General features: G+C 74.9%; 8 protein-coding genes. 3 read left to right on the plus strand and 5 right to left on the minus strand.

The features are described 5' to 3' along the window. Positions 1 to 32: 32 nt before the first annotated feature. The 5 genes from NDAS_RS08725 to NDAS_RS08745 are packed head-to-tail and all read right to left on the minus strand — an operon-like array spanning position 33 to position 15318. The gene (locus tag NDAS_RS08725; protein WP_013152793.1) at positions 33 to 818 is read right to left on the minus strand and encodes a thioesterase II family protein; all 786 of its coding nucleotides are present in this window, start codon (positions 816 to 818) and stop codon (positions 33 to 35) included. After that, positions 805 to 1938: a Gfo/Idh/MocA family oxidoreductase gene (locus tag NDAS_RS08730; RefSeq protein ID WP_013152794.1), complete on the minus strand. Its 1134-nt coding sequence runs from the start codon at positions 1936 to 1938 to the stop codon at positions 805 to 807. Before NDAS_RS08730 ends, NDAS_RS08725 begins: the two co-directional genes overlap by 14 nt. Then, positions 1935 to 3035 carry an NAD(P)H-binding protein gene (locus NDAS_RS08735; RefSeq protein WP_013152795.1) on the minus strand — a complete coding sequence of 367 codons (1101 nt, stop codon included), beginning with the start codon at positions 3033 to 3035 and terminating at the stop codon, positions 1935 to 1937. Before NDAS_RS08735 ends, NDAS_RS08730 begins: the two co-directional genes overlap by 4 nt. Continuing rightward, positions 3032 to 8545, minus strand: coding sequence for a non-ribosomal peptide synthetase (locus NDAS_RS08740; protein ID WP_013152796.1), 5514 nt, complete (start codon positions 8543 to 8545; stop codon positions 3032 to 3034). Before NDAS_RS08740 ends, NDAS_RS08735 begins: the two co-directional genes overlap by 4 nt. Further along, a complete protein-coding gene (locus NDAS_RS08745) occupies positions 8542 to 15318 on the minus strand; it encodes a non-ribosomal peptide synthetase (RefSeq protein WP_013152797.1) in 6777 nt (2258 codons plus the stop codon). The genes NDAS_RS08740 and NDAS_RS08745 overlap by 4 nt, the downstream gene beginning before the upstream one ends. Before the next feature lie 911 nt (positions 15319 to 16229). Between NDAS_RS08745 and NDAS_RS08750 the strand changes: the two genes are divergently transcribed. From NDAS_RS08750 to NDAS_RS08760, 3 genes are read left to right on the plus strand one after another with little or no spacing between them, the layout of a single operon-like run. Beyond that, positions 16230 to 16979: a Phenylacetic acid catabolic protein gene (locus tag NDAS_RS08750; RefSeq protein WP_232051654.1), complete on the plus strand. Its 750-nt coding sequence runs from the start codon at positions 16230 to 16232 to the stop codon at positions 16977 to 16979. Continuing rightward, positions 16958 to 17521, plus strand: coding sequence for a hypothetical protein (locus NDAS_RS08755; RefSeq protein ID WP_013152799.1), 564 nt, complete (start codon positions 16958 to 16960; stop codon positions 17519 to 17521). The genes NDAS_RS08750 and NDAS_RS08755 overlap by 22 nt, the downstream gene beginning before the upstream one ends. Then, positions 17515 to 19062, plus strand: a complete 1548-nt coding sequence (locus tag NDAS_RS08760; RefSeq protein ID WP_232051655.1) for an AMP-binding protein — start codon at positions 17515 to 17517, stop codon at positions 19060 to 19062. The genes NDAS_RS08755 and NDAS_RS08760 overlap by 7 nt, the downstream gene beginning before the upstream one ends. The last annotated feature ends 15 nt before the right edge of the window (positions 19063 to 19077 follow it).

The following is a 19077-nucleotide window of genomic DNA, read 5'->3' on the forward strand; positions in this document are numbered from 1 at the left end:
CTTTCCTTTTCTCGGCGTTCTCGTCGCGGTTCTCAGGGCGTGGAGGGCCAGGGGTCGTCGGCCGGGGCCAGGCCCACCTGCGCGAGCAGCGCCCCGACGACGTCCCCCGGCCGGTCGATGAGGTAGAAGTGCCCGCCGGGGAACTCCGCCGAGCGGAACTCCCCGTGGGTGACCGCGGCCCAGTCCCGCGCCTCCTCCGCGGTCACCTCCGGGTCCCCGGTGCCCCGGACGGCCAGGACCGGCGTGGCCAGCGGCGGCCCGGGGCGCGGGCGGTACCCCTCGATGAGCGCGTAGTCGGCCCGGATGGAGGGCAGGACCAGGTCGCGCACCTGCTCGTCGCCGAACAGCGCCGGGTCGGTGCCGCCGAGCCTGCGCACGTCCTCCAGCACGGCGGCCTCCCCTCCGGCGGAGACGGCGGTGTCGCGCTGCGTCCGGGGCGAGGGGCGGCCGGACACGACCAGGGACCCCAGCGCGCGACCGGTGCGCGCCTCCAGCGCACGCGCGACCTCGTAGGCGACGGCGGCCCCCATGCTGTGCCCGAAGAGCACCAGGTCGGGGCCGGCGGACGGGGCCAGCGCCTCGGCCAGCGGCCGTACCAGCCCGTCCATGTCGCGGGCCGGGGGATGGGCGATGCGGTCCTGGCGCCCGGGGTACTGCACGGCGTGCAGCACGGCCCGGTCCGGCACCAGCCTGGCCCAGGGGCGGAAGAAACCGGCGGTCCCGCCGGCGTGCGGGAAGCACACCACCGAGACGGCGCCGGGCGCGGCCGGAGCGCCCAGACGGCGCAGACCGGCCGCGGTCGCCTCAGGTACGGACACGGCGGTGTTCCTCCTCGGCCTCGGACGGCACGCGTGCGCGCAGCTCCTCCAGGGAGAGCGGCACCGGTTCGGGTTCGTGCAGCGGCTCCGGCCGGCCCAGGGGGCCGGAGGCCTCCTGCCAGACCCGGGACAGGGTCAGGTGGTACTGCCCGCGGCGCAGGGGGTCCTCGGCGGCGTCGGCCGCCCGGCTCAGCTCCGCCAGCCCCAGCGCGGCGGCCCGCGGCCAGAGCCCCGTGAGGATCTCCCGGTACCCGGGCGCCGAGGCGGGTCCCCACGGCTGGACGCTGGGCAGGTCCAGATGCGCGGCCTCGGCGTCGCCGTAGTCGGCCAGCTCCCGGCCGGAGCGGGGGAAGTGCGGCCGGGGGCTCCACAGGACCGGGCCGTGGGCGTTGGCGAGCAGCAGGTGGCCGCCGTCGGCCCCCGCGGTCACGCGCAGGAGGACGTGGGCGTGGTTGTCGGGGTCGGCGGGGTTGAGCTGGTTCTGCACCCGCAGGGCCACCGGGACCCCGCCGACCGCGCCCTCGACCGTGCGGAACGGCCCGCCCGCACCGGTGGCGTCCGCGCCGGTCGCGGCGGCGAAGGACCAGGGCCGCCACCGGCCCACGGCCGCGCCGACGACGTCCAGGGCGTGGTAGAGCACCTGGAGGCCGCAGACGACCTCGACGTAGCGCAGCGGCTGGAGCGAACGCAGCGCGCGCACCCCGTCCAGGAAGCGGCGCACCGGGGCGACCCGGTCGTAGTGGGTGCTGACGCGGTAGGCCGCCCCGCCCTCGCGGGCCGCGCCCAGGGTGGCCGCGAGTTCGTCGTGGTGCAGCGGGCCCTCCTGGATCACGTGCACCCCCCGGCGCAGCAGGGCGCGGGCCAGCTCGCTGCCCGGTCCGCCGTTGACTCCGGCGTAGACGGCGACGCAGGCGAAGCGCACGCTCGCGGGCAGGTCGTCGACGGAGGTGTACAGGGGGACCCCGGCCGCGCGGGCGCACTCCGCCGACCTCGCGCTGCCCCGGGCCAGGACCCCGGCCAGGCGCAGGTCGGGGTGGTCGCGCAGGGCGGCGAGGTAGACGCGGCCGAAGCCGGTCCCGCACACGACGGTCTCGCCGCGCCCGTCTCCGGTGCCCGTCACAGGACCCCCTCCTCGACTCCGGAGTGCGCGTCATCGTCGTCGGTGAGGCGCAGGAACGCGACGCCGGGCGCGTCCCGCAGGCCGTCGAGGACCCCGGCGGTCGGCAGCGCCTCGCCCGCCCAGTGCGTTCCGTCCGCCGCCCCGCCCCCGGCCGCGAACCGCACCGCCAGGGCCGCGGCCTCGGCGCTCAGGGCCGGACCCGCGCCGGTGAGCGCGAGGACCCGGGTGCGCTCACGGCCGCCGATCCGGCCCCCGGCCCGCAGCACCAGCGCCTGGTACTGGGTGCGGCCGAACACCTCCAGGCCGGAGGCGCGCACGAGCAGGTCCGCCAGGGCGTCGGGGTCGGTGACGCCCCGGCCCCGCGTCCCGGCGAGCGCGTCGGTGGTGCGCGTCCCCTCGAAGACGTGCCACCAGTCCAGGCGCTCCAGGGACAGGGCGCGTGCCAGGCGTTCGGCCTCGGGGCTCAGGAAGGGGTGCAGGGACACGGGCCGGGGCAGGAAGGGCAGCCGCGCGTCCGCCTCGGGCCGCAGGGCGCCCGCGACACGGCGGCCGCGCCAGGCCGCCAGCGAGCGGTCCGCGCCGGAGGCCAGCCCCGCGACGTAGTCGCGCGCGGCCGCCGGGGTGAAGCGCTCCAGGCCGCCGGAGTGGACTGTCATGTCCGTCACCCGGTCGAAGCCGTCGGCCAGCACGCGGGGCAGCAGTGTGCTCAGCCCCGGCAGCAGGCCCGCCCCCAGCAGGGCGCAGCGGCCCGGCGCCGGGCCGGGGTCGTCCGGTCCCGCGGGGGAGAGGTGGTCGCGTCCGTCGTCCCCCACCGAGACGTAGTGGGCGCCGGACGCGGTCGCGGCCCGCAGGACCCGGTCCCCCAGGAGCGCGGAGGGGCCCGCGCAGTTGACCACCACGTCGTGGGAGGCGCAGAACTCCGCCAGCCCCGCGGGGTCCTCGGCGTCGACCACGCGCACGGCCGCCCCGGGGGGAGGGCCGGACAGGCGGCCGGGGTCGCGCACGCCCGCCGTCAGGCGCGCCCCGGTACCGGCCAGCCGCGCCAGCAGCGCGGAACCGACCGCCCCCGCGGCGCCGAGTACGCCCACGCGGGTCATCGCGGCCCCCTCCGTCCCGTGCCGTGCGGCGCGCGTCGGCCCGCCGCGAGGAGGAGCCGCGCGGTCGTGTCCACGTGCGGCTCGCGCAGGCAGGAGAAGTGGTCCCCGGGCACGTCCTGCACCGTCAGCTCGCCCAGGCACAGGTCCCGCCAGAACCGCGTCATGTCCTGGCGCAACCAGGGCAGGAACCTGGTGTCGGAGGCCTCCCGCAGGAACACGGCGTCGCCCGCGTAGGGCTGGGGCCGGTGCGCCGCCACCGCGGCCATGCTGTGGCGGTACACGGGGTACAGCGCCGCGACGTCCTCGCCCGCGAGCCCCGGACCCACCGCTTCGGCCATCGTCTGGAAACGGGCCGCGGCCCCCTTGTCCGCGAGGGCCCGGAACGCCCGCGCCGCGTCGGCCAGGCCCTCCTCCTCGGGGAGCCGGGCCAGCGCGCCCTCGGGCACCCGTCCCGGCGTCCGCGCCAGGACGGCGTCGAAGGCCCGGGCGAGCACCGCGTCGTCGGGGTAGCCCAGCTTGGCGGTGTCGGCGCCCAGCACCCGGGCGAAGACGAACTCCAGGACGAGCTCGTCGCGGACCTCGTGGGGCAGCCGGTAGCTGCTGATGATGCTCAGGCTGGCCACGTCGGCCCCGGCCTCGGTGAGGTTGCGCGCGACCTCGGTCGCCAGCAGCCCGCCCATGCAGTAGCCGACCACGTGGAAGCGGCCCCCCTCGCGGAGCAGGGACTCGGCGTAGTCGGCGGCCAACCGGTCGATGTGCCCCTCCGGGGGGTCGTCGTCGATCCGGCCGCCGTCCAGCGCGATCCCCAGGAGCGGGCCGTCCGCGGCCAGCAGGGGCGACAGCGACCGGTAGGGGTTGAGCGTGCCCGTGCCGTCGTGGACCAGGACGCGGGTGGCCTCCGCGTCGGATCCGCCCGTGCCCACCAGTGAGAACCCGGGGGAGCGCCGTCCGGACCCGGCGGGCGCGGCCGTCCCGGCGTCCTCCCCCAGGGCCGCGGCGAACCCGGAGACGGTGGGGTGGTTGAGCAGGGTCCGCAGGACGGTGTCGTAGTAGTGGGCCCCGACCTCGGGGACGCTCTCGCGCATCCGCCCGGCGACCTGGGCGATGAGCAGGGAGTCCCCGCCCAGCTGGTAGAAGTCCTCGTTGCGGCCCACACGGGAGACCGGCAGCAGGTCGAGCCAGACTCGCGCGATCCGCTCCTCCAGGCCTTCGCGGGGCTCCTCGGCGGCGTCTCCGCCGCCGCCGGAGGCCCCGGGCAGCGCCCCCGCGAGGCGTTCGGCGTCGACCTTGCCGTTGGAGGTCAGCGGCAGGGAGTCCAGCACGGTCACGCTCGCGGGCACCATGTGGGCGGGCAGCGCGGCGGCCAGCCGCGCGCCCAGTTCGGCGGGGCGCGGGTGCGCCCGGTCGCTCTTGTACACGGCGGTGAAGACGTGCTGGCCCAGGGAGTCGGCGGGGTCGTCCGGGCCGGGCAGCACCGTCGTGGCGTCCGCGCCCGACTCCGCGAGCAGCCTGCTCCACTGCGCGACGGACAGGAAGGTCTGGTCGGTGCCCCGGCGCTCGTCCCGGTAGTCCCACTCCCGCGGGTCGTCCTCGGGCATCATGAACTCCATCGAGGTCATGATCTGGAGGTTCTCCCGGGTGGTCTCGATGAACACGAGCCGCCCACCGGGAGCGAGCAGGCCCGCGAGGCGTTCCAGCACCTGCCCGGCGTCGCGCGAGTTGTGCAGCACGTTGGCGGCGACCACGACGTCGTGGCTGTTGGGCGCCAGGCCCTGCTCCCTCGGCTCCCGGTTGATGTCGAACAGCCCGTAGTCCACCCACGGCAGGTCGCCGTGGCGGGCCCGGGCCTCGTTGAGGAAGAACTGGGAGACGTCGGTGAAGGTGTACCTGACGTGGGCGTCGGCCAGGCGCGGGATCAGCTCGCTGCTGGTGCCGCCCACGCCCGCGCCGACCTCCAGCACCCGGCAGGGTCGGTCGGGGCCGAAGGCCGAGGCCGCGCCGACCACGCTCTCCACGGCGGCGGCGTTGACGTAGCGGCTGATGACGTTGTCGCGGTAGGCGGCGTGGGAGACGTCCACACGCCCCTCGGGGAACAGCAGGGGCAGCGGGTCGGTGTCGTCGCGCAGCAGTTCGGGCAGCCGCAGCAGGCTCTGGCGGAAGTAGTCCAGGAGCAGCCGGGGGTAGGCGTCCTCGCGCTGGAGCCGCATCGCGTGCGTCCAGGCGCGGTCCCGCGCACCGGGGTCGAACGGGAGGGCGGCGCTGAGCAGGTCGCCCTCCCTGCGCAGCAGTCCGTCGCGTTCGAGCGCCAGCAGCCAGCGGCGCAGCAGCCGGTGGTGGCGGGGCGCGGCGGCGGTGGCGTCCGCGATCTCGTCCAGTGTGTGCCCGCGCCCGGGGTCGGCGAGGACCCCCTGGGACGCCAGGGCGTGCAGCATGCCCCGGCGGCAGGCGTCGTCCAGCCGGGACATGAACGCGGCGGTCTCCTCCGGGTCGACGTCACCGACGGCCGCGGAGGCGCGGGCGTGCGCCCGCGCGCGCTCGGCGCCGAGGTCGGGGCGGACCGCGCCGGGAAGCGGGGCGGGCTGGACGAAGGCGGCGAGCCTGCGGGTCAGCGGGCTGTCCCCGACGGGGAGCACGACGGCCGCGCCGACCTCCGGGGCCTCCATGAGGGCGGCCTCGACCTCCCCGGGTTCGATGCGGTGGCCGCGCACCTTGACCTGGCGGTCGCTCCTGCCCAGGAACTCGATCGTGCCGTCGCCGCGGTAGCGGCCCAGGTCGCCGGTCCGGTAGAGGCGCTCCCCGCTCCCGGGGCGGGTCACGAACCTGTCCGCGGTCCGTTCCGGGTCGCCCAGGTAGCCCGACGCCAGTCCCGCCCCGCCGATGTACAGCTCGCCCGGCACGTGGTCGGGGCGGTCGCGCAGGGCGTGGTCGAGGACGTGGAAGGTCTGGTTGGCCAGCGGCCTCCCGTAGGGGATGGAGGCCCAGGCGGGGTCGACCTCGTCGACGGGGAAGGCGATGGACCACACGGCCGCCTCGGTGGCCCCGCCGAGGGAGACCACCCGCAGGCCGGGCGCCCGGCGGCGGATCCGGTCGGGCAGGGCGACGGGGATCCAGTCCCCGCTGAGCATGGCCAGCCGCAGGCTGCCGACGTCCCGGCCGCCTCCGGAGGCGAGGTGGTCCTCCAGCATCTGCATCTGGGCGGGCACGGAGTTCCAGACGGTGACACCGTGGCGCTCGACCAGCTCGGCCCAGTGGGAGGGGTCCCCCCGCCGGTCGGCGTCGGGCAGGACGAGGCAGGCTCCGGCGCCGAGGAGCCCGAAGACGTCGAAGACCGACAGGTCGAAGCCGAGGGAGGCCAGGGCGATGCCGCGGTCGTCGGCCGTGACGCCGAAGCGCCCGCGCACGTCGTGCAGCGTGTTGAGGGCGGCCCGGTGGGAGACCATCACGCCCTTGGGCCTTCCGGTGGAGCCCGAGGTGTAGATGACGTAGGCCAGGTCGTCCGGGCCCGCGCCGGTCGGGTCCGGCACGTCCGACGGCTCCGGGACGGAGTCCGCACCGTCGTCGTCCACGGTCAGGACCCGGGCGCCGGTACCGGCCGCGGCTCCGTCGGCCGTCCACGGCTGGGCCAGGACGAGGCCCGCCCCGGCGTCGCCCAGCAGGAGCCCGCGGCGGGCCGCGGGCTGCCGGGCGTCCACGGGAAGGTAGGCGCCTCCGGCCAGGAGGACGGCGAGGACGGCCACGACCTCCTCCCAGCCCTTGTCCATGACCACGGCGACGACGTCCCCGCGGCGCAGCCCCTCCCGCCGCAGCCGGTCGGCCAGGCGGACGGCCCGGGACAGGACCTCGCCGTGGGTCAGGACGCGCGTTCCGCACACCAGGGCCGGGCGCTCGGGGTGGGCCCGGGCGGCGGCGACGGCGTCCTCGTGCAGTAGCCCCTCGGGCAGGGGAGCGGCGGTGTCGTTGGCGGCGCGCCTGGTCCGGGCCTGGTCCGCGGGCAGCGCCACCGGCGCGGCCTCGTCCCAGGCCCCTCCCTCGGCCAGGCGGCCCAGGAGACCGTCGAAGGCGGCGAACATGGCCTCCACGACACCCTCGCGCAGCACTCCCCGGCGCACGTCCCACCGCGCCGACAGGCGGCCCTCCTCGGCGACGGCCTGGGCGTCGATCCACACCTGGGGGGTCTGGCTGCGCCCGTAGGTCGGGGTGCCGAGGGTCCCCGGTTCCCGCTGCTCCGCCTCCTCCATCCCGACGGTGCTGGTGAAGACGACCGGCATGAGGGAGGCGCCGGGGCCGCGTGTGCGGGCCGTCTCGCGGATGACCTCGACACCGCTGAAGGAGCGGTGTTCGAGGTCGGTCAGGAGCTGCTCCTGCGCGGCACGGGCGCGCCCGGTGAAGGAACCGGCGGAGTCGGTGTGCAGCTCCAGCAGGTTCACGGAGGTGAAGTCGCCGACCAGGCGGTCCACGTCGGGGTGGTGGGCGTTGCGGTTGAGCAGGGTGAGGTTGAGGCAGAAGGCCGGTGCGGCGCTCCAGGCCCCGACGACCTCGGAGAACGCCGCGAGGACGGCGGTGGACGGGGTGATGCCGCGTGCCCGGGCCTGTTCCTGGAGGTCCCGCCAGGCGTCGGGGTCCAGCCCGGTCTCCCACCGGTCGAACCGGCCCGGCGCACCGCGGGCGGCCCCGGGAAGCACGGGGAGCTCCGGTCCCGGGGGGAGGCTGTCCACGCGCCGCGCCCAGTAGGCGCGGTCGCGTTCGTACACGGGCCCCTCGCGCAGGCGGTGCTCGGCCAGCAGGTGGTCGCGGAAGGTGATGCCGAGCTCCGGCAGTTCGGCCTCCGGGTCGCGGTGCAGGAGGTCGAGTTCGCGCACCAGGACGCGCACGCTGGCGTAGTCGGCGGTGAGGAAGTCGATGGAGACGTGCAGGAGGTCGCCGTCGTCGGCCCGGGTGACGCGCACGTCGAACATCGGCCACGTGCCCGGCTCGTAGACGCGGTGGTCCATCTGCTCCCGGACTCGCAGGCGGAGCGCGCTCACCTCCTGCGGGGGCCGCCCGCGCACGTCCTCCACGGCGACGGTGTACTCGGGGACCTCGGGCCGCACCCGCTGGTGGCCTTCGGGGTCCACGACGGCCCTGAGCATGTCGTGGCGGCGCACCAGCGCGTTCCACGCCCGTTGGAGGCGGTCGGGGCGAAGGTCGCGCACGGGCATCTCGGCGTAGACCTGGCAGGGGGAGCCGCCGTAGTCGAACGCCCCTCCCCGGCCCAGGAGGTAGGAGGACTGGACGTCGGTCAGCGGGAAGGGGTCGTGGCGGCCCTCCGCGTCGTGGCGGACCGCGTCCGAGGCCTCCTGGAGGCGGGCGATCAGCCCTTCCCTCCGCGCGCTCAGGCGCTCGCGCAGAGCCGGGTCCAGGACCCCCCGGGGCGCGCGGAAGCGCAGCCGTCCCTCCTCCACCCACAGGTGGACCCCGAGGTCGTGGAGCTCGGCGAGGAGCTGTGCGTGGCCTCCGTTGTCGGAAGTCATAGGGTTCCTTCCTCGAACTCGTGGTCGGCTGAGGACGGGCCGCGGTCCAGCAGGGCGGCCAGGCCCCGGACCGTGGGCGCCTCGAAGACGCGGCGCAGGGGCAGTTCGGCGCCGAAGCGGCGGCGCAGGGCCTCGGTCATGCGGGTGGCGAGGAGGCTGTCCCCGCCCAGCGCGACGAAGTCGTCGTCGCGGTTGACGGTGTCCAGGCCGAGCAGGTCGGCCCAGATGTCGGCCACCGCCCGTTCGGTCGGGCCCTCGGGCGGTGCGCCCGCGGCGGCGTCGTTCCCGGCCCGCTGTCCGGCCAGGGTCGTCAGGGCTGCCCGGTCGACCTTGCCGTTGGCGTTGAGCGGCATCCGGGGCACCGTCACCACGTGGGCGGGGACGGCGTGTTCGGGCAGCCGTTCGGCGAGGAAGTCCCGCAGCGAGTCCGGAGCCTCCTGGCCCTCCACGGCGGTCACGAACGCGACCAGGCGGGGTGAGGGTGCGGGGGAGACCACCACCGCGGCCGAGGTGATGCGGGGGTGGGCGCGTGCGGCGGCTTCGACCTCTCCGAGTTCGAGCCGGTGGCCCCGGATCTTGATCTGGTGGTCGTCGCGGCCCAGGAACTCCAGGCGGCCGTCGGGCCGGTAGCGTCCCTGGTCGCCGGTGCGGTACCAGCGTGTGCCGTGTTCGTCGGTGACGAACCGGGCGGCCGTGGTGGCGGGGTCGCCCCGGTAGCCCACGGCCACGCCCGCGCCGCCGATCCACAGCTCGCCGGGTACCCAGTCGGGTCGGTCCCGGCCGTCGGGTCCCACGACCCGGAAGCACTGGCCGGACAGGGGGCGGCCGTAGGGGATCGAGGGCCAGTCCGGGTCGGGTTCGGTGACCTCTTCGTAGTTGGACCAGATCGCGGCCTCGGTGGCCCCGCCCATCGCCACGAAACGGCAACCGGGGGCCAGGTCCTCGATGCTCCGGGGCAGGTCCAGGGGCACCCAGTCACCGGAGACCATGACCACGCGCAGCCCCGCCAGGGACTCCGGTGCGCCGGCCGCCGTCTCCGTCAGCATCTGGGCGAGCACGGGGACGGTGTTCCAGACCGTCACGCCGTGTCGGCTGACGGCCCTGCACCAGGCTGCGGCGTCCCGGCGCTGCTCCTCCGCGGGTACGACCACCGCGCCGCCGACGCCGAGGAGGCCGAACACGTCGAAGACCGACAGGTCGAAGTCCAGTGCCGACACCGCGAGGACACGGTCGTCGGGGCCGATACCGAAGCGTGCGCACACGTCGGTCACGGTGTTCACCGCCGCCCGGTGGGTCACCTCCACACCCTTCGGTTCACCCGTCGAGCCGGAGGTGAAGATCACGTAGGCGGACGCGTCCGCCCCGACCCGGGCCGGTCGCTTCCAGGGCTTCGCTGCCAGGGCGGGGCCCAGGTCGTCCAGGACCAGCGCGGCGTCGGCGCGGCGGAGCATGCGTTCGCGGCGCAGGGCGGGTTGGTCCACCCCCACGGGTACGTAGGTACACCCGGCGGCGAGGACGCCCAGGACCGCCGCGATCTGGTCGGGGCCCTTGGGCAGGCTCACCGCGACGGTGTCGCCGGGGCGGGTGCCGTGTTCGTTCAGGTGGGCGGCGGTGCGCAGGGCGCGTTCGGCCAGTTCGGCGTAGGTCCACCGGCCCCCGTCCCAGATGACGGCGACGCGGTCGGGTTCGCGTTCGGCCCAGGCGAAGAAACCGCCGTGCAACAGGTCCGAAGCCGGACGCACCGGGGTGTCGGCCGCGATCCGGTTCACCCGCTCACGCGTGAGGAGCTGCTCCGGCGGGGGAGTGTGCACCGGACGCCGCGTCCAGTCGCCGTCCAGCAGTTGGCGCAGCACGCGGCCGTAGGCGTCGAACATCGCGTCCAGCACGCCCTCGGGGAACAGGCCCGACACCGCGTCCCACACCAGGGCCAGACCGCCGTCGCGCTCCACCACCTGGTGGTCCAGCCACACCTGCGGCGTCTGCGACACACCCCAGACCGGCTCGGCGAAGGAGGGGCGTACGGCCGCGTCGCCCGTTCCGGTCGCGCCTATCGTGCTGGTGAAGACCACGGGCATCGACACGTCCAGGGAGCCCCGGTGGCGGGCCAGTTCGGACAGGACCCACCGGGCGGTGACCTCGCTGTGGTCCAGGTCCTGCCCCATCCGGCGGTGCAGGCGCGTGACGCGCTCGGCCCAGCTGTCCCCCGGTTCGGGCTGGTAGCCCGCCAGGAGCAGGGAGGTGAAGTCGCCGACCAGGGACCCGACGTCGGGGTGGACGTCGCGGCGGTCGAACAGGGTGAGGTTGATCGTCAGGTGCGGGTTCGCGCTCCAGGCGCCGAGCGTCTCGCAGAACGCCGTGGCCAGTACGGCCGAGGCGGTGACCCCGTGGGCCCGGGCCGCGGCGAGCAGGGCCTCCCGTTCGCGGGTGTCCAGCCACTGCTCGCGCCGCTCGAATCGCGGGGCCCGCACGAGCGAGGGGTCGGTCGCCAGCGGCAGCTCCGGCGGACCGGGCAGGGCGCGGACCCGGGCGGCCCAGTGGCGTTCGGCGCGTTCCCGCCGCTCCGGGGACGGGTGCACGCCCAGCACGTAGTCGCGGAAGGTGAGCCCGAGCGGTGCCAACCGGGCCTTCGGGTCGGCGTAGAGGCGGTCCAGCTCGCCCAGGAGGATCATCGCGCTGAGCGCGTCCACGGTGAGCGCGTCGATGCTCAGGCCCAGACGGACCCTTCCGCCGCCGTAGCGCACCGCGCGCAGGTCGAACAGCGGCCAGGTGTGCGGGTCGATGAGCTGGTGGGACATGGCCGCGCGCAGGTCCGCCAGGGCCTGACCGGCGTCCTCGTCCGAGGCGTCGGTGACCGGGACGGCGAACCGGGGCACCGCGGGGAGGACGCGTTGGCGTCCGTCCGGGGTGAGCACGGCCCGCAGCATGTCGTGACGCAGGATGAGCAGGTTCCAGGCCTCCTCCAGCCGTGCGAGGTCGATGTCGGCACCGTCGTACTCGGTGTAGAAGTGGCAGTCGACCCCGCCGAGTGCGAAGTCGTCGCCGCGGCCGATCCGGTACGCCTGCTGCACCGAGGTCAGCGGGAACGGTTCGTGGCGCTCCTCGGGGCGTGCGACCGGAGCGCTGAAGCCCGCTTCACCGGTCCCGTCCCGCAGCCCCCGGGCGAACTCCCGCAGCGAACCGGCGGAGAACAGCAGGCCCAGGTCCGCTCCGCGCAGCCCCCGGTCGTTGAGGCGGACGATCATGCGGGTGGCGAGGAGGCTGTCCCCGCCGAGCGTGAAGAAGTTGTCGTCGCGGTTGACGGTGTCCAGGCCGAGCAGGTCGGCCCAGATGTCGGCCACCGCCCGTTCGGTCGGGCCCTCGGGCGGTGCGCCGGTCGCGGCGGTTCGTCCGACCTGTTCTCCGGCCAGGGCCGTCAACGCTGCCCGGTCGACCTTGCCGTTGGCGTTGAGCGGGATCCGGGGCACCGTCACCACGTGGGCGGGGACGGCGTGCTCGGGCAGCCGCTCGGCGAGGAAGTCCCGCAGGGCCTCCGGTGCCGTGCCTCCTCCGGTCACCGTCACGAACGCGACCAGGCGGGGTGAGGGTGCGGGGGAGACCACCACGGCGGCCGTGCCCACTCCCGGGTGGGCGCGTGCGGCGGCCTCGACCTCTCCGAGTTCGAGCCGGTGGCCCCGGATCTTGATCTGGTGGTCGTCGCGGCCCAGGAACTCCAGTCGTCCGTCGGGCCGGTAGCATCCCTGGTCGCCGGTGCGGTACCAGCGCACTCCCCGCTCGTCGGTGACGAAGCGGGCGGCCGTGGTGGCGGGGTCGCCCCGGTAGCCCACGGCCACGCCCGCGCCGCCGATCCACAGCTCGCCGGGTACCCAGTCGGGTCGGTCACGGCCGTCGGGTCCCACGACCCGGAAGCACTGGCCGGACAGGGGGCGGCCGTAGGGGATCGAGGGCCAGTCCGGGTCGAGCTCTCCGACTTCCTCGTAGTTGGACCAGATCGCGGCTTCGGTCGCCCCGCCCATCGCCACGAAACGACAGTCCGGAGCCGCCCGCGTGACCTGCCCGGGCAGGTCCAGGGGCACCCAGTCACCGGAGACCATGACCACGCGCAGCCCCGCCAGGGACTCCGGTGCGCCGGTGGCCGCTTCCACGAGCATCTGGGCGAGCACGGGGACGGTGTTCCAGACCGTCACGCCGTGTCGGCTGACGGCCCCGCACCAGGCTGCGGCGTCCCGCCGCTGCTCCTCTTCGGGTACGACCACCGCGCCGCCGACGCCGAGGAGGCCGAACACGTCGAAGACGGACAGGTCGAAGTCCAGTGCCGAGACGGCGAGGACGCGGTCGTCGGGGCCGATGCCGAAGCGTGCGCACACGTCGGTCACGGTGTTCACCGCCGCCCGGTGGGTCACCTCCACACCCTTGGGCTCACCCGTGGACCCCGAAGTGAAGATCACGTACGCCGACGCCTCCGGGGGGACCTCGGTCGGGCCGTCCCACGGCCGCGTCTTCGACACCGGTTCCAGGTCGTCCAGGACCAGTGCGGCGTCGGCGCGGCGGAGCATGCGTTCGCGGCGCAGGGCGGGTTGGTCCACCCCCACCGGTACGTAGGCGCAGCCTGCGGCGAGGACGCCCAGGACCGCCGCGACCTGGTCGGGGCCCTTGGGCAGGCTCACCGCGACCGTGTCGCCGGGGCGGGCGCCCCGCTCGCTCAGGTGGGCGGCGGTGCGCAGGGCGCGTTCGGCCAGTTCGGCGTAGGTCCACCGGCCCCCGTCCCAGACCACGGCGACGCGGTCGGGTTCGCGTTCGGCCCACGCGAAGAAACCGCCGTGCAACAGGCCCGCACCGGCGGCGACACCGTTCGTCAGCGGAGAGGCGGCCATGGCGGCCTCGTTGACCCGCGTCCTCACCGCCAGGTGGTCCCGTGTCGGTACGGCGACCACCGGTATCGACCAGTCGCCCGCCAGGACCTGTTCGAGCACGCGGCCGTAGGCGTCGAACATCGCGTCCAGCACGCCCTCGGGGAACAGACCCGACACCGCGTCCCACACCAGGGCCAGACCGCCGTCGCGCTCCACCACCTGGTGGTCCAACCACACCTGCGGCGTCTGGGAGATCATCCACCCCGTCTCGCCCAGAACCTCGCGGACCCGCGGTTCGATCAGCTCGCCCATGCCGACGGCGCTGGTGAACACCACGGGAGCGGGGGCGGGCGGCCCGCCCCGCCGGGTCAGGTCGCGCAGCACCTCCACACCGCTGTAGTCGGAGTGGGCGACGTGCTCGCGCAGACACGCCTGGGCGGCGGCCACCCGGTCGGCGAAGGAGGCGGTGCCGGTGAGGTCGAACGCCACCAGGACGAGGTTGGTGAAGTCGGCCACGACCCCCTCGATACCCGCCCCCGCCCCGTCCAGGGCCTCGCGGTCGAACAGGGGCAGGTTGAGCAGGAAGCGGGGTGTGGCGCTCCACGCGCCGACCACCTCGGCGAAAGCGGCGGCCAGGACCATCGGCACCGTGGCCCCGTGCGCACGGGCGAGTCCGGCCAGCCGTTCCCGGCGCTCGGGGCCGAGCCGGTGCTCGCGCCGCTCGAAACGCGGAACACCCGCCCGGGCGGGGTCGGCCGCCAGCGGCAGCTGCGGCGGACCGGGCAGTTCGGGTACCCGCGACGCCCAGTAGTCGCGGTGCGCGTCACGGGAGGGGGCCCGGCGGCTCTCCCGCGCGGCGAGGTAGCTCGCGAAGTCCGTGCCGAGCGGGGGCAGCTCGTCCCGGGGGCTGCGGTAGAGCTCCGCGAGTTCGACGAGAGCGATGCGGATGCTCTGGACGTCGGTGGCCAGCAGCTCGAAGTTCAGGTGCAGCCGGTGCCCGCCGTCCGGCAGCAGGGAGAGGCAGGCTGCGAGCACCTGCCCGGAGGCGATGTCCAAAAGGCGGTGGGAGAGGCGCTCCCTGCGCTCCTCCAGGCGCCGGTCGGCCTCCGCCTGGTCGAGGTGGCGCAGGTCGTCGGTCTCCAGCGGCTCCACGCGGGGCTCGGGGAGGACCCGTTGCCCGCCGTCGTCGGTGTAGGCCGTGCGCAGTGCGGGGTGCCGCTGGATCAGCGCGCGCAACGCCCTCTCCAGGCGCCGGGGGCGCAGTCCGCGGCCGTCGAGTTCGACGTAGAAGTGGCAGGCGACGCCGCCGAGGACCTGGTCGTCGCGGCGTCCGATCCAGTAGGCGTGCTGCACGGGCGTCAGGGGGAAGGGTTCGCCCTCGGCCGCGGCCGGTCCGGCTCCGTCCGGGGAGCCCGTGCCGGGCGAGAGCGCGAGCAGTTCGGTCCACGCGCGCACGGTGGGGCGGGCGAAGAGGTCGGGGAACCGTACGCCGAACCCCTTCGCCCTCTGGTCGTTGGCGAACTGCATCGTGCGCAGTGAGTCGATGCCCAGACCGATGAGGTCGTCCTCGGGCCCGACCTCGGAGAGGGGGCGGCCCAGCAGCGCGGCCACCGTCTCGCGCACCTCCTCGACGTCCACCGGTCGGGATGGGGCGGGCGGCACCGGCGCGCGGGCCCCGGGGGCGGGTGCGCCGGTCGCGGCGACCGGCAGGAAGTCCGTGTGGAGGGCCCCGTCCAGCGCGGAGTGCAGTATCCGCGCGGGCACCGGCGCCTCCGCGTCGTCGCGGTCCGCGACCGCGCCGCGCGGCAGCACGACCACACCGTCGGGGACGAACCCGTAGGCGTCGGCGGTGGCCGCGCGCACCCGGCGGGCGGCCGACCGGTGGTCGCCGCCGTGCCCGTCGTCCTCCACGAGGACGTACACGGGACCGCCGTGGAAGGGTTGCAGGACACGGACCCGAGAGGGCGACAGGGAAATGCTTCTGCCGATCCCGGCCTCGACACTTCCAATTCCGTGCCGTTTACCCTGGACGAGGACACAAAGCGTGTCCGCGTCTCGTTCGCTGTTTAACACATCGCCAATCGTGCCAAGTGCGGAGTGGGTCTTCAACCCCCTAATCCGGTTACCCGGAGGCCCGGAGAGAAAACACCGCCATGCTTGGCCTTAACCATTCAGGGGCCTCGAGCCGGTCGCCGGTGCCTCCTGCCGGGCGGGCTCCGGCCTGTGCCGACCGGCGCAGGAGTGACCCTGCTCAGAGGGCTTTCGACCGACGTGGAGAACCCTTTTCCGTGTGCTTCGCCGGGGCGGGGCGCACGGGCGTGGAACCGGTCGCGGATGTTTCCGTGCGCCGGTCCGCCCCGCGTGGGCCCCGCCGGGCCCCGGGGCCGCGCCGACGCCCGGGGCGGGGTGGCCGTGAGCGGGTCAACCCCTTCGCGCCGGTCCGTCATCGTGGACCGCATCCCTTACGGAACAGGGAACCGCGGTGACGGCGCCGGGGTCCGCGTGCTGAGCCGCCGGAGCCGCGGCGGACGCGTCCGCGGGTGCGATGACCTGCGCGGCGACCCCCGGGGCGGGCGCCCGACGGCGGTGCCGCGATCGGCGGGGCCGTTCCGGTGGGATGGGCGAAACCGCTTTCCTTTTCGTCACTCAGAGTAGGGAAAGCGACCCAAAGAAGTGAAACGGAAGGGCCAATCCTATAGTTCCGGGCAAACGGCGGACGAGAAGCAAGGGAAGGCATGCCTAATTTATGCAAACCTTGGTAGCCATATGGGCACTTGCGCCTGAACAGAGTCTTCATATATTGAATTATGGTCGACCCAGAGTGCACCAGGGAGGTGCCTGCGATCATTTCCTCATATAGAGAAAAACCTCCGGTCCCAGAGCCCGGTGAGATCGGGGGGCCCGAGGAGGCATTCGCGCTCGGAGACGAATACGTCGAGTGCCTCGGAAAGATCATCAACAGCCACGTGCGCAACGAGAGGGCCGGAGCGGCCGCGTTCGACGAGCCCTCCATCGCGCACGCGCCCACCGCCAAGGACAAGTGGCTGGCCTGCCGGATGGCGATGGAGGAGTACGGCCACCACCTGCAGTTCAACAAACTGGCCGCCGCGCTCTCCCTGGAGGACCCCTACACGCGTCCGCCCCTGACGGTGTTCGAGGAGGAGCTGTCCAGTTGGCCGGAGTACGTCCTGTCCAAGGCGCTGATCGACCTCGCCGAGATCGTCCTGATGGAGGACCTGTGCTCCTGCTCCTACCGGCCGCTGCGCGACCTGTGCGTCTCCCTGATGCCCGAGGAGCGCTTCCACGTGCGCCTCGGGCGTGACGGCTCGCGCAGGCTGGCCCGTGACCCCGCCCGGCGCGGGGAGATGCAGCGCGTCGTGGACGGCATGGTCCCGGTCACGATGACCTTCTTCGGGCGCAGCGACTCGCCCAACAACGCACGGTTCCGCCGCTGGGGGATCAAGCGGCTGACCAACGACGAGTGCCGGCGGATCTTCTCCGAGCGCGCCCGGTCCATCGTCGAGGACGATCTGAACCTGGTCTTTCCCGAGGTGAAGCAGACATGGAACGGCTCTATGAACTGAACCGTCCCCCCGAGGACACCGAAGCCCTGCTGGGCGCGGGCGGCCCCCGGGTCGGTGCGCTGCTCCGCGGCCTGTGCGGGGGTAGGGCGGTCCCCGTCGCCGGGAGGGCCCGGGCGGTCGGCCTGGCGGAGGCGCTGAGCCTGGCGGACCGGGTCGACCCCGCGTGGGTCGCCGGTGTGGAGGGACGCAGCGACCGCGCCCGGACTCGTCTGCTCGACGCCGGACGCGGCGCCGACCTGGAACTGGCACTGCACATGACCATGCTCCTGTGCACGCCCTGTCTGGACCCCGCGGACGACGAGGACGTGGACGCCCACGCCGTCTCCGGCGCCCTGCTCTGGCTCGCCTGCCGACTGGTGGGGCCCGCCCTGTGCGGCGACCCCGACCGGGAGGGCCTGGAATCCCTGTTGGCGGGCGGTTGGTGGCCGCTGGGCCGTGTGGACGGCGCGCTCGTGGCCACCGCCTACCGCGGCTCCGGGACGCGTGCGCTGTTCGCCGCGCCCGGGCCCGAGGCCGCGCACACCCGGGCGCGCACGTGTTGAACCTCGCCCACGACCTGTCCCGCCTGTGCGGGGAGCGCGGATGGCGCGACCGCCCCGCCTGCCTGGAGGACGGCGCGGTCTGGACGCACGGCCAGGTGCACGCGACCGCCGCCCGCTGCGCCGCGGTCCTGGCCGGGCGCGGGGTCGGACCGGGCGACCACGTGCTGCTGGCCCTGCCGGACGGTGCGGCGTGGGTGGTGTCCTTCCTCGCCTGCGCGCGGATCGGGGCCGTGGCGGTCACGGTCAACCCCGACCTGTCCGGGCGCGAACACCGCTACATGGCCTCGGACTGCGCTCCCGTGCTCGTCCTGGCCGAGGAACACCTGCACGAGCGGTTCCCGGACGCGCCCGCGCTCACCGGCGCCGCCCTCCTGGCGGAGGGCGCGACCCGCGCCCCCGCCCCTCCCGTGCCGACGGGCCCGGACGCCCCGCTGTACGTGCAGTACACCTCCGGGACCACCGGACAGCCCAAGGGGGTCGTGCACCGGTGCGCCGACCCCGCCTCGTACATGGAACTGGTGGGGCGTCCCGTGGCGGACGTGGGGCCGACGGACGTGACCCTGTCGGTGTCGAAGATGTTCTTCGCCTACGGCTTCGGCAACGCCTTCGTCTTCCCGCTGCTGTCGGGCTCGGCCGCGGTGTACACCGCCGGGCGGCCCGGGGCCGCCGAGGTCGCCGGCCTGGTGGCGCGGCACGGTGTCACCCTGCTCTACGGGGTGCCCTCCTTCTACGCCAACCTGGTGCGCGAGGCCTCGCCCGCCGACCTCGCCAGCCTGCGCCTGGCCGTGTCGGCGGGGGAGCGGCTGGCGCCCGACCTGGGGGAGCGGGCGCGCGGCCTGCTCGGAGTGCCCCTCCTGGAACAGCTGGGATCGACCGAGGCCGGGCACGGCTTCTGCTCCAACACCGTCTCGCGCGACGTGCCCGGCACCGTGGGCCGCGTCCTGCCCGGGTTCCGCGTCCGGGTGCTGGACCGCGACGGCGCCCCCGTGGCCCCGGGCGGCACCGGCGAACTCCACGTCACGGGGCCCACCCTGATGCAGGGCTACCTCAACCTCCCCGAGGACACGCGGCGGACCCTGCCCGAGGACGGCTGGCTGCGCACAGGCGACCTGGTGACCGCGCTCCCGTCCGGGGACCTGGTGCACCGGGGCCGGACCGACGACCTGGAGATGGTCGGCGGCATCACCTTCTCGCCCGTGGAGGTGGAGGACCTGCTGCGGTCCGACCCCCGGGTGCGGGAGGCGGCGGTGACCAGCCTGCCCGACGAGCGGGGGGCCACCCGCCTGCACGCCTTCGTGGTCCCGGCCTCCTCCGCGGACTCAGCCGAGACGCTGGAGAGCGAACTCATCGACGGTCTGCGCGGACGGGTCGCCCCCTACAAGGTGCCCCGGAGCGTGCGCCTGGTGCCCGACCTGCCGAGGACGCCCACGGGCAAACTCCGCCGGTTCCAGCTCCGGGCCTCCCTGGCGGCCGCCTCCCGGCACGACCCCGCGCGGAGCGCCCCCGGCTCGCCGCCGGCGGGCCCCGCCCCACTCCCGTAAGCAGTGAGAACGGCT

This window comes from Nocardiopsis dassonvillei subsp. dassonvillei DSM 43111 (genome assembly GCF_000092985.1).
In the GTDB taxonomy this organism is placed as follows: domain Bacteria; phylum Actinomycetota; class Actinomycetes; order Streptosporangiales; family Streptosporangiaceae; genus Nocardiopsis; species Nocardiopsis dassonvillei.

What these genes read in the sequence shown, in the direction of transcription:
- NDAS_RS08735 (WP_013152795.1), bottom strand. Translation starts at nt 3,035, where the DNA reads ATGACCCGCGTGGGCGTACTCGGCGCCGCGGGGGCGGTCGGTTCCGCG.
- NDAS_RS08740 (WP_013152796.1), bottom strand. Translation starts at nt 8,545, where the DNA reads ATGACTTCCGACAACGGAGGCCACGCACAGCTCCTCGCCGAGCTCCAC.
- NDAS_RS08755 (WP_013152799.1), top strand. Translation starts at nt 16,958, where the DNA reads ATGGAACGGCTCTATGAACTGAACCGTCCCCCCGAGGACACCGAAGCC.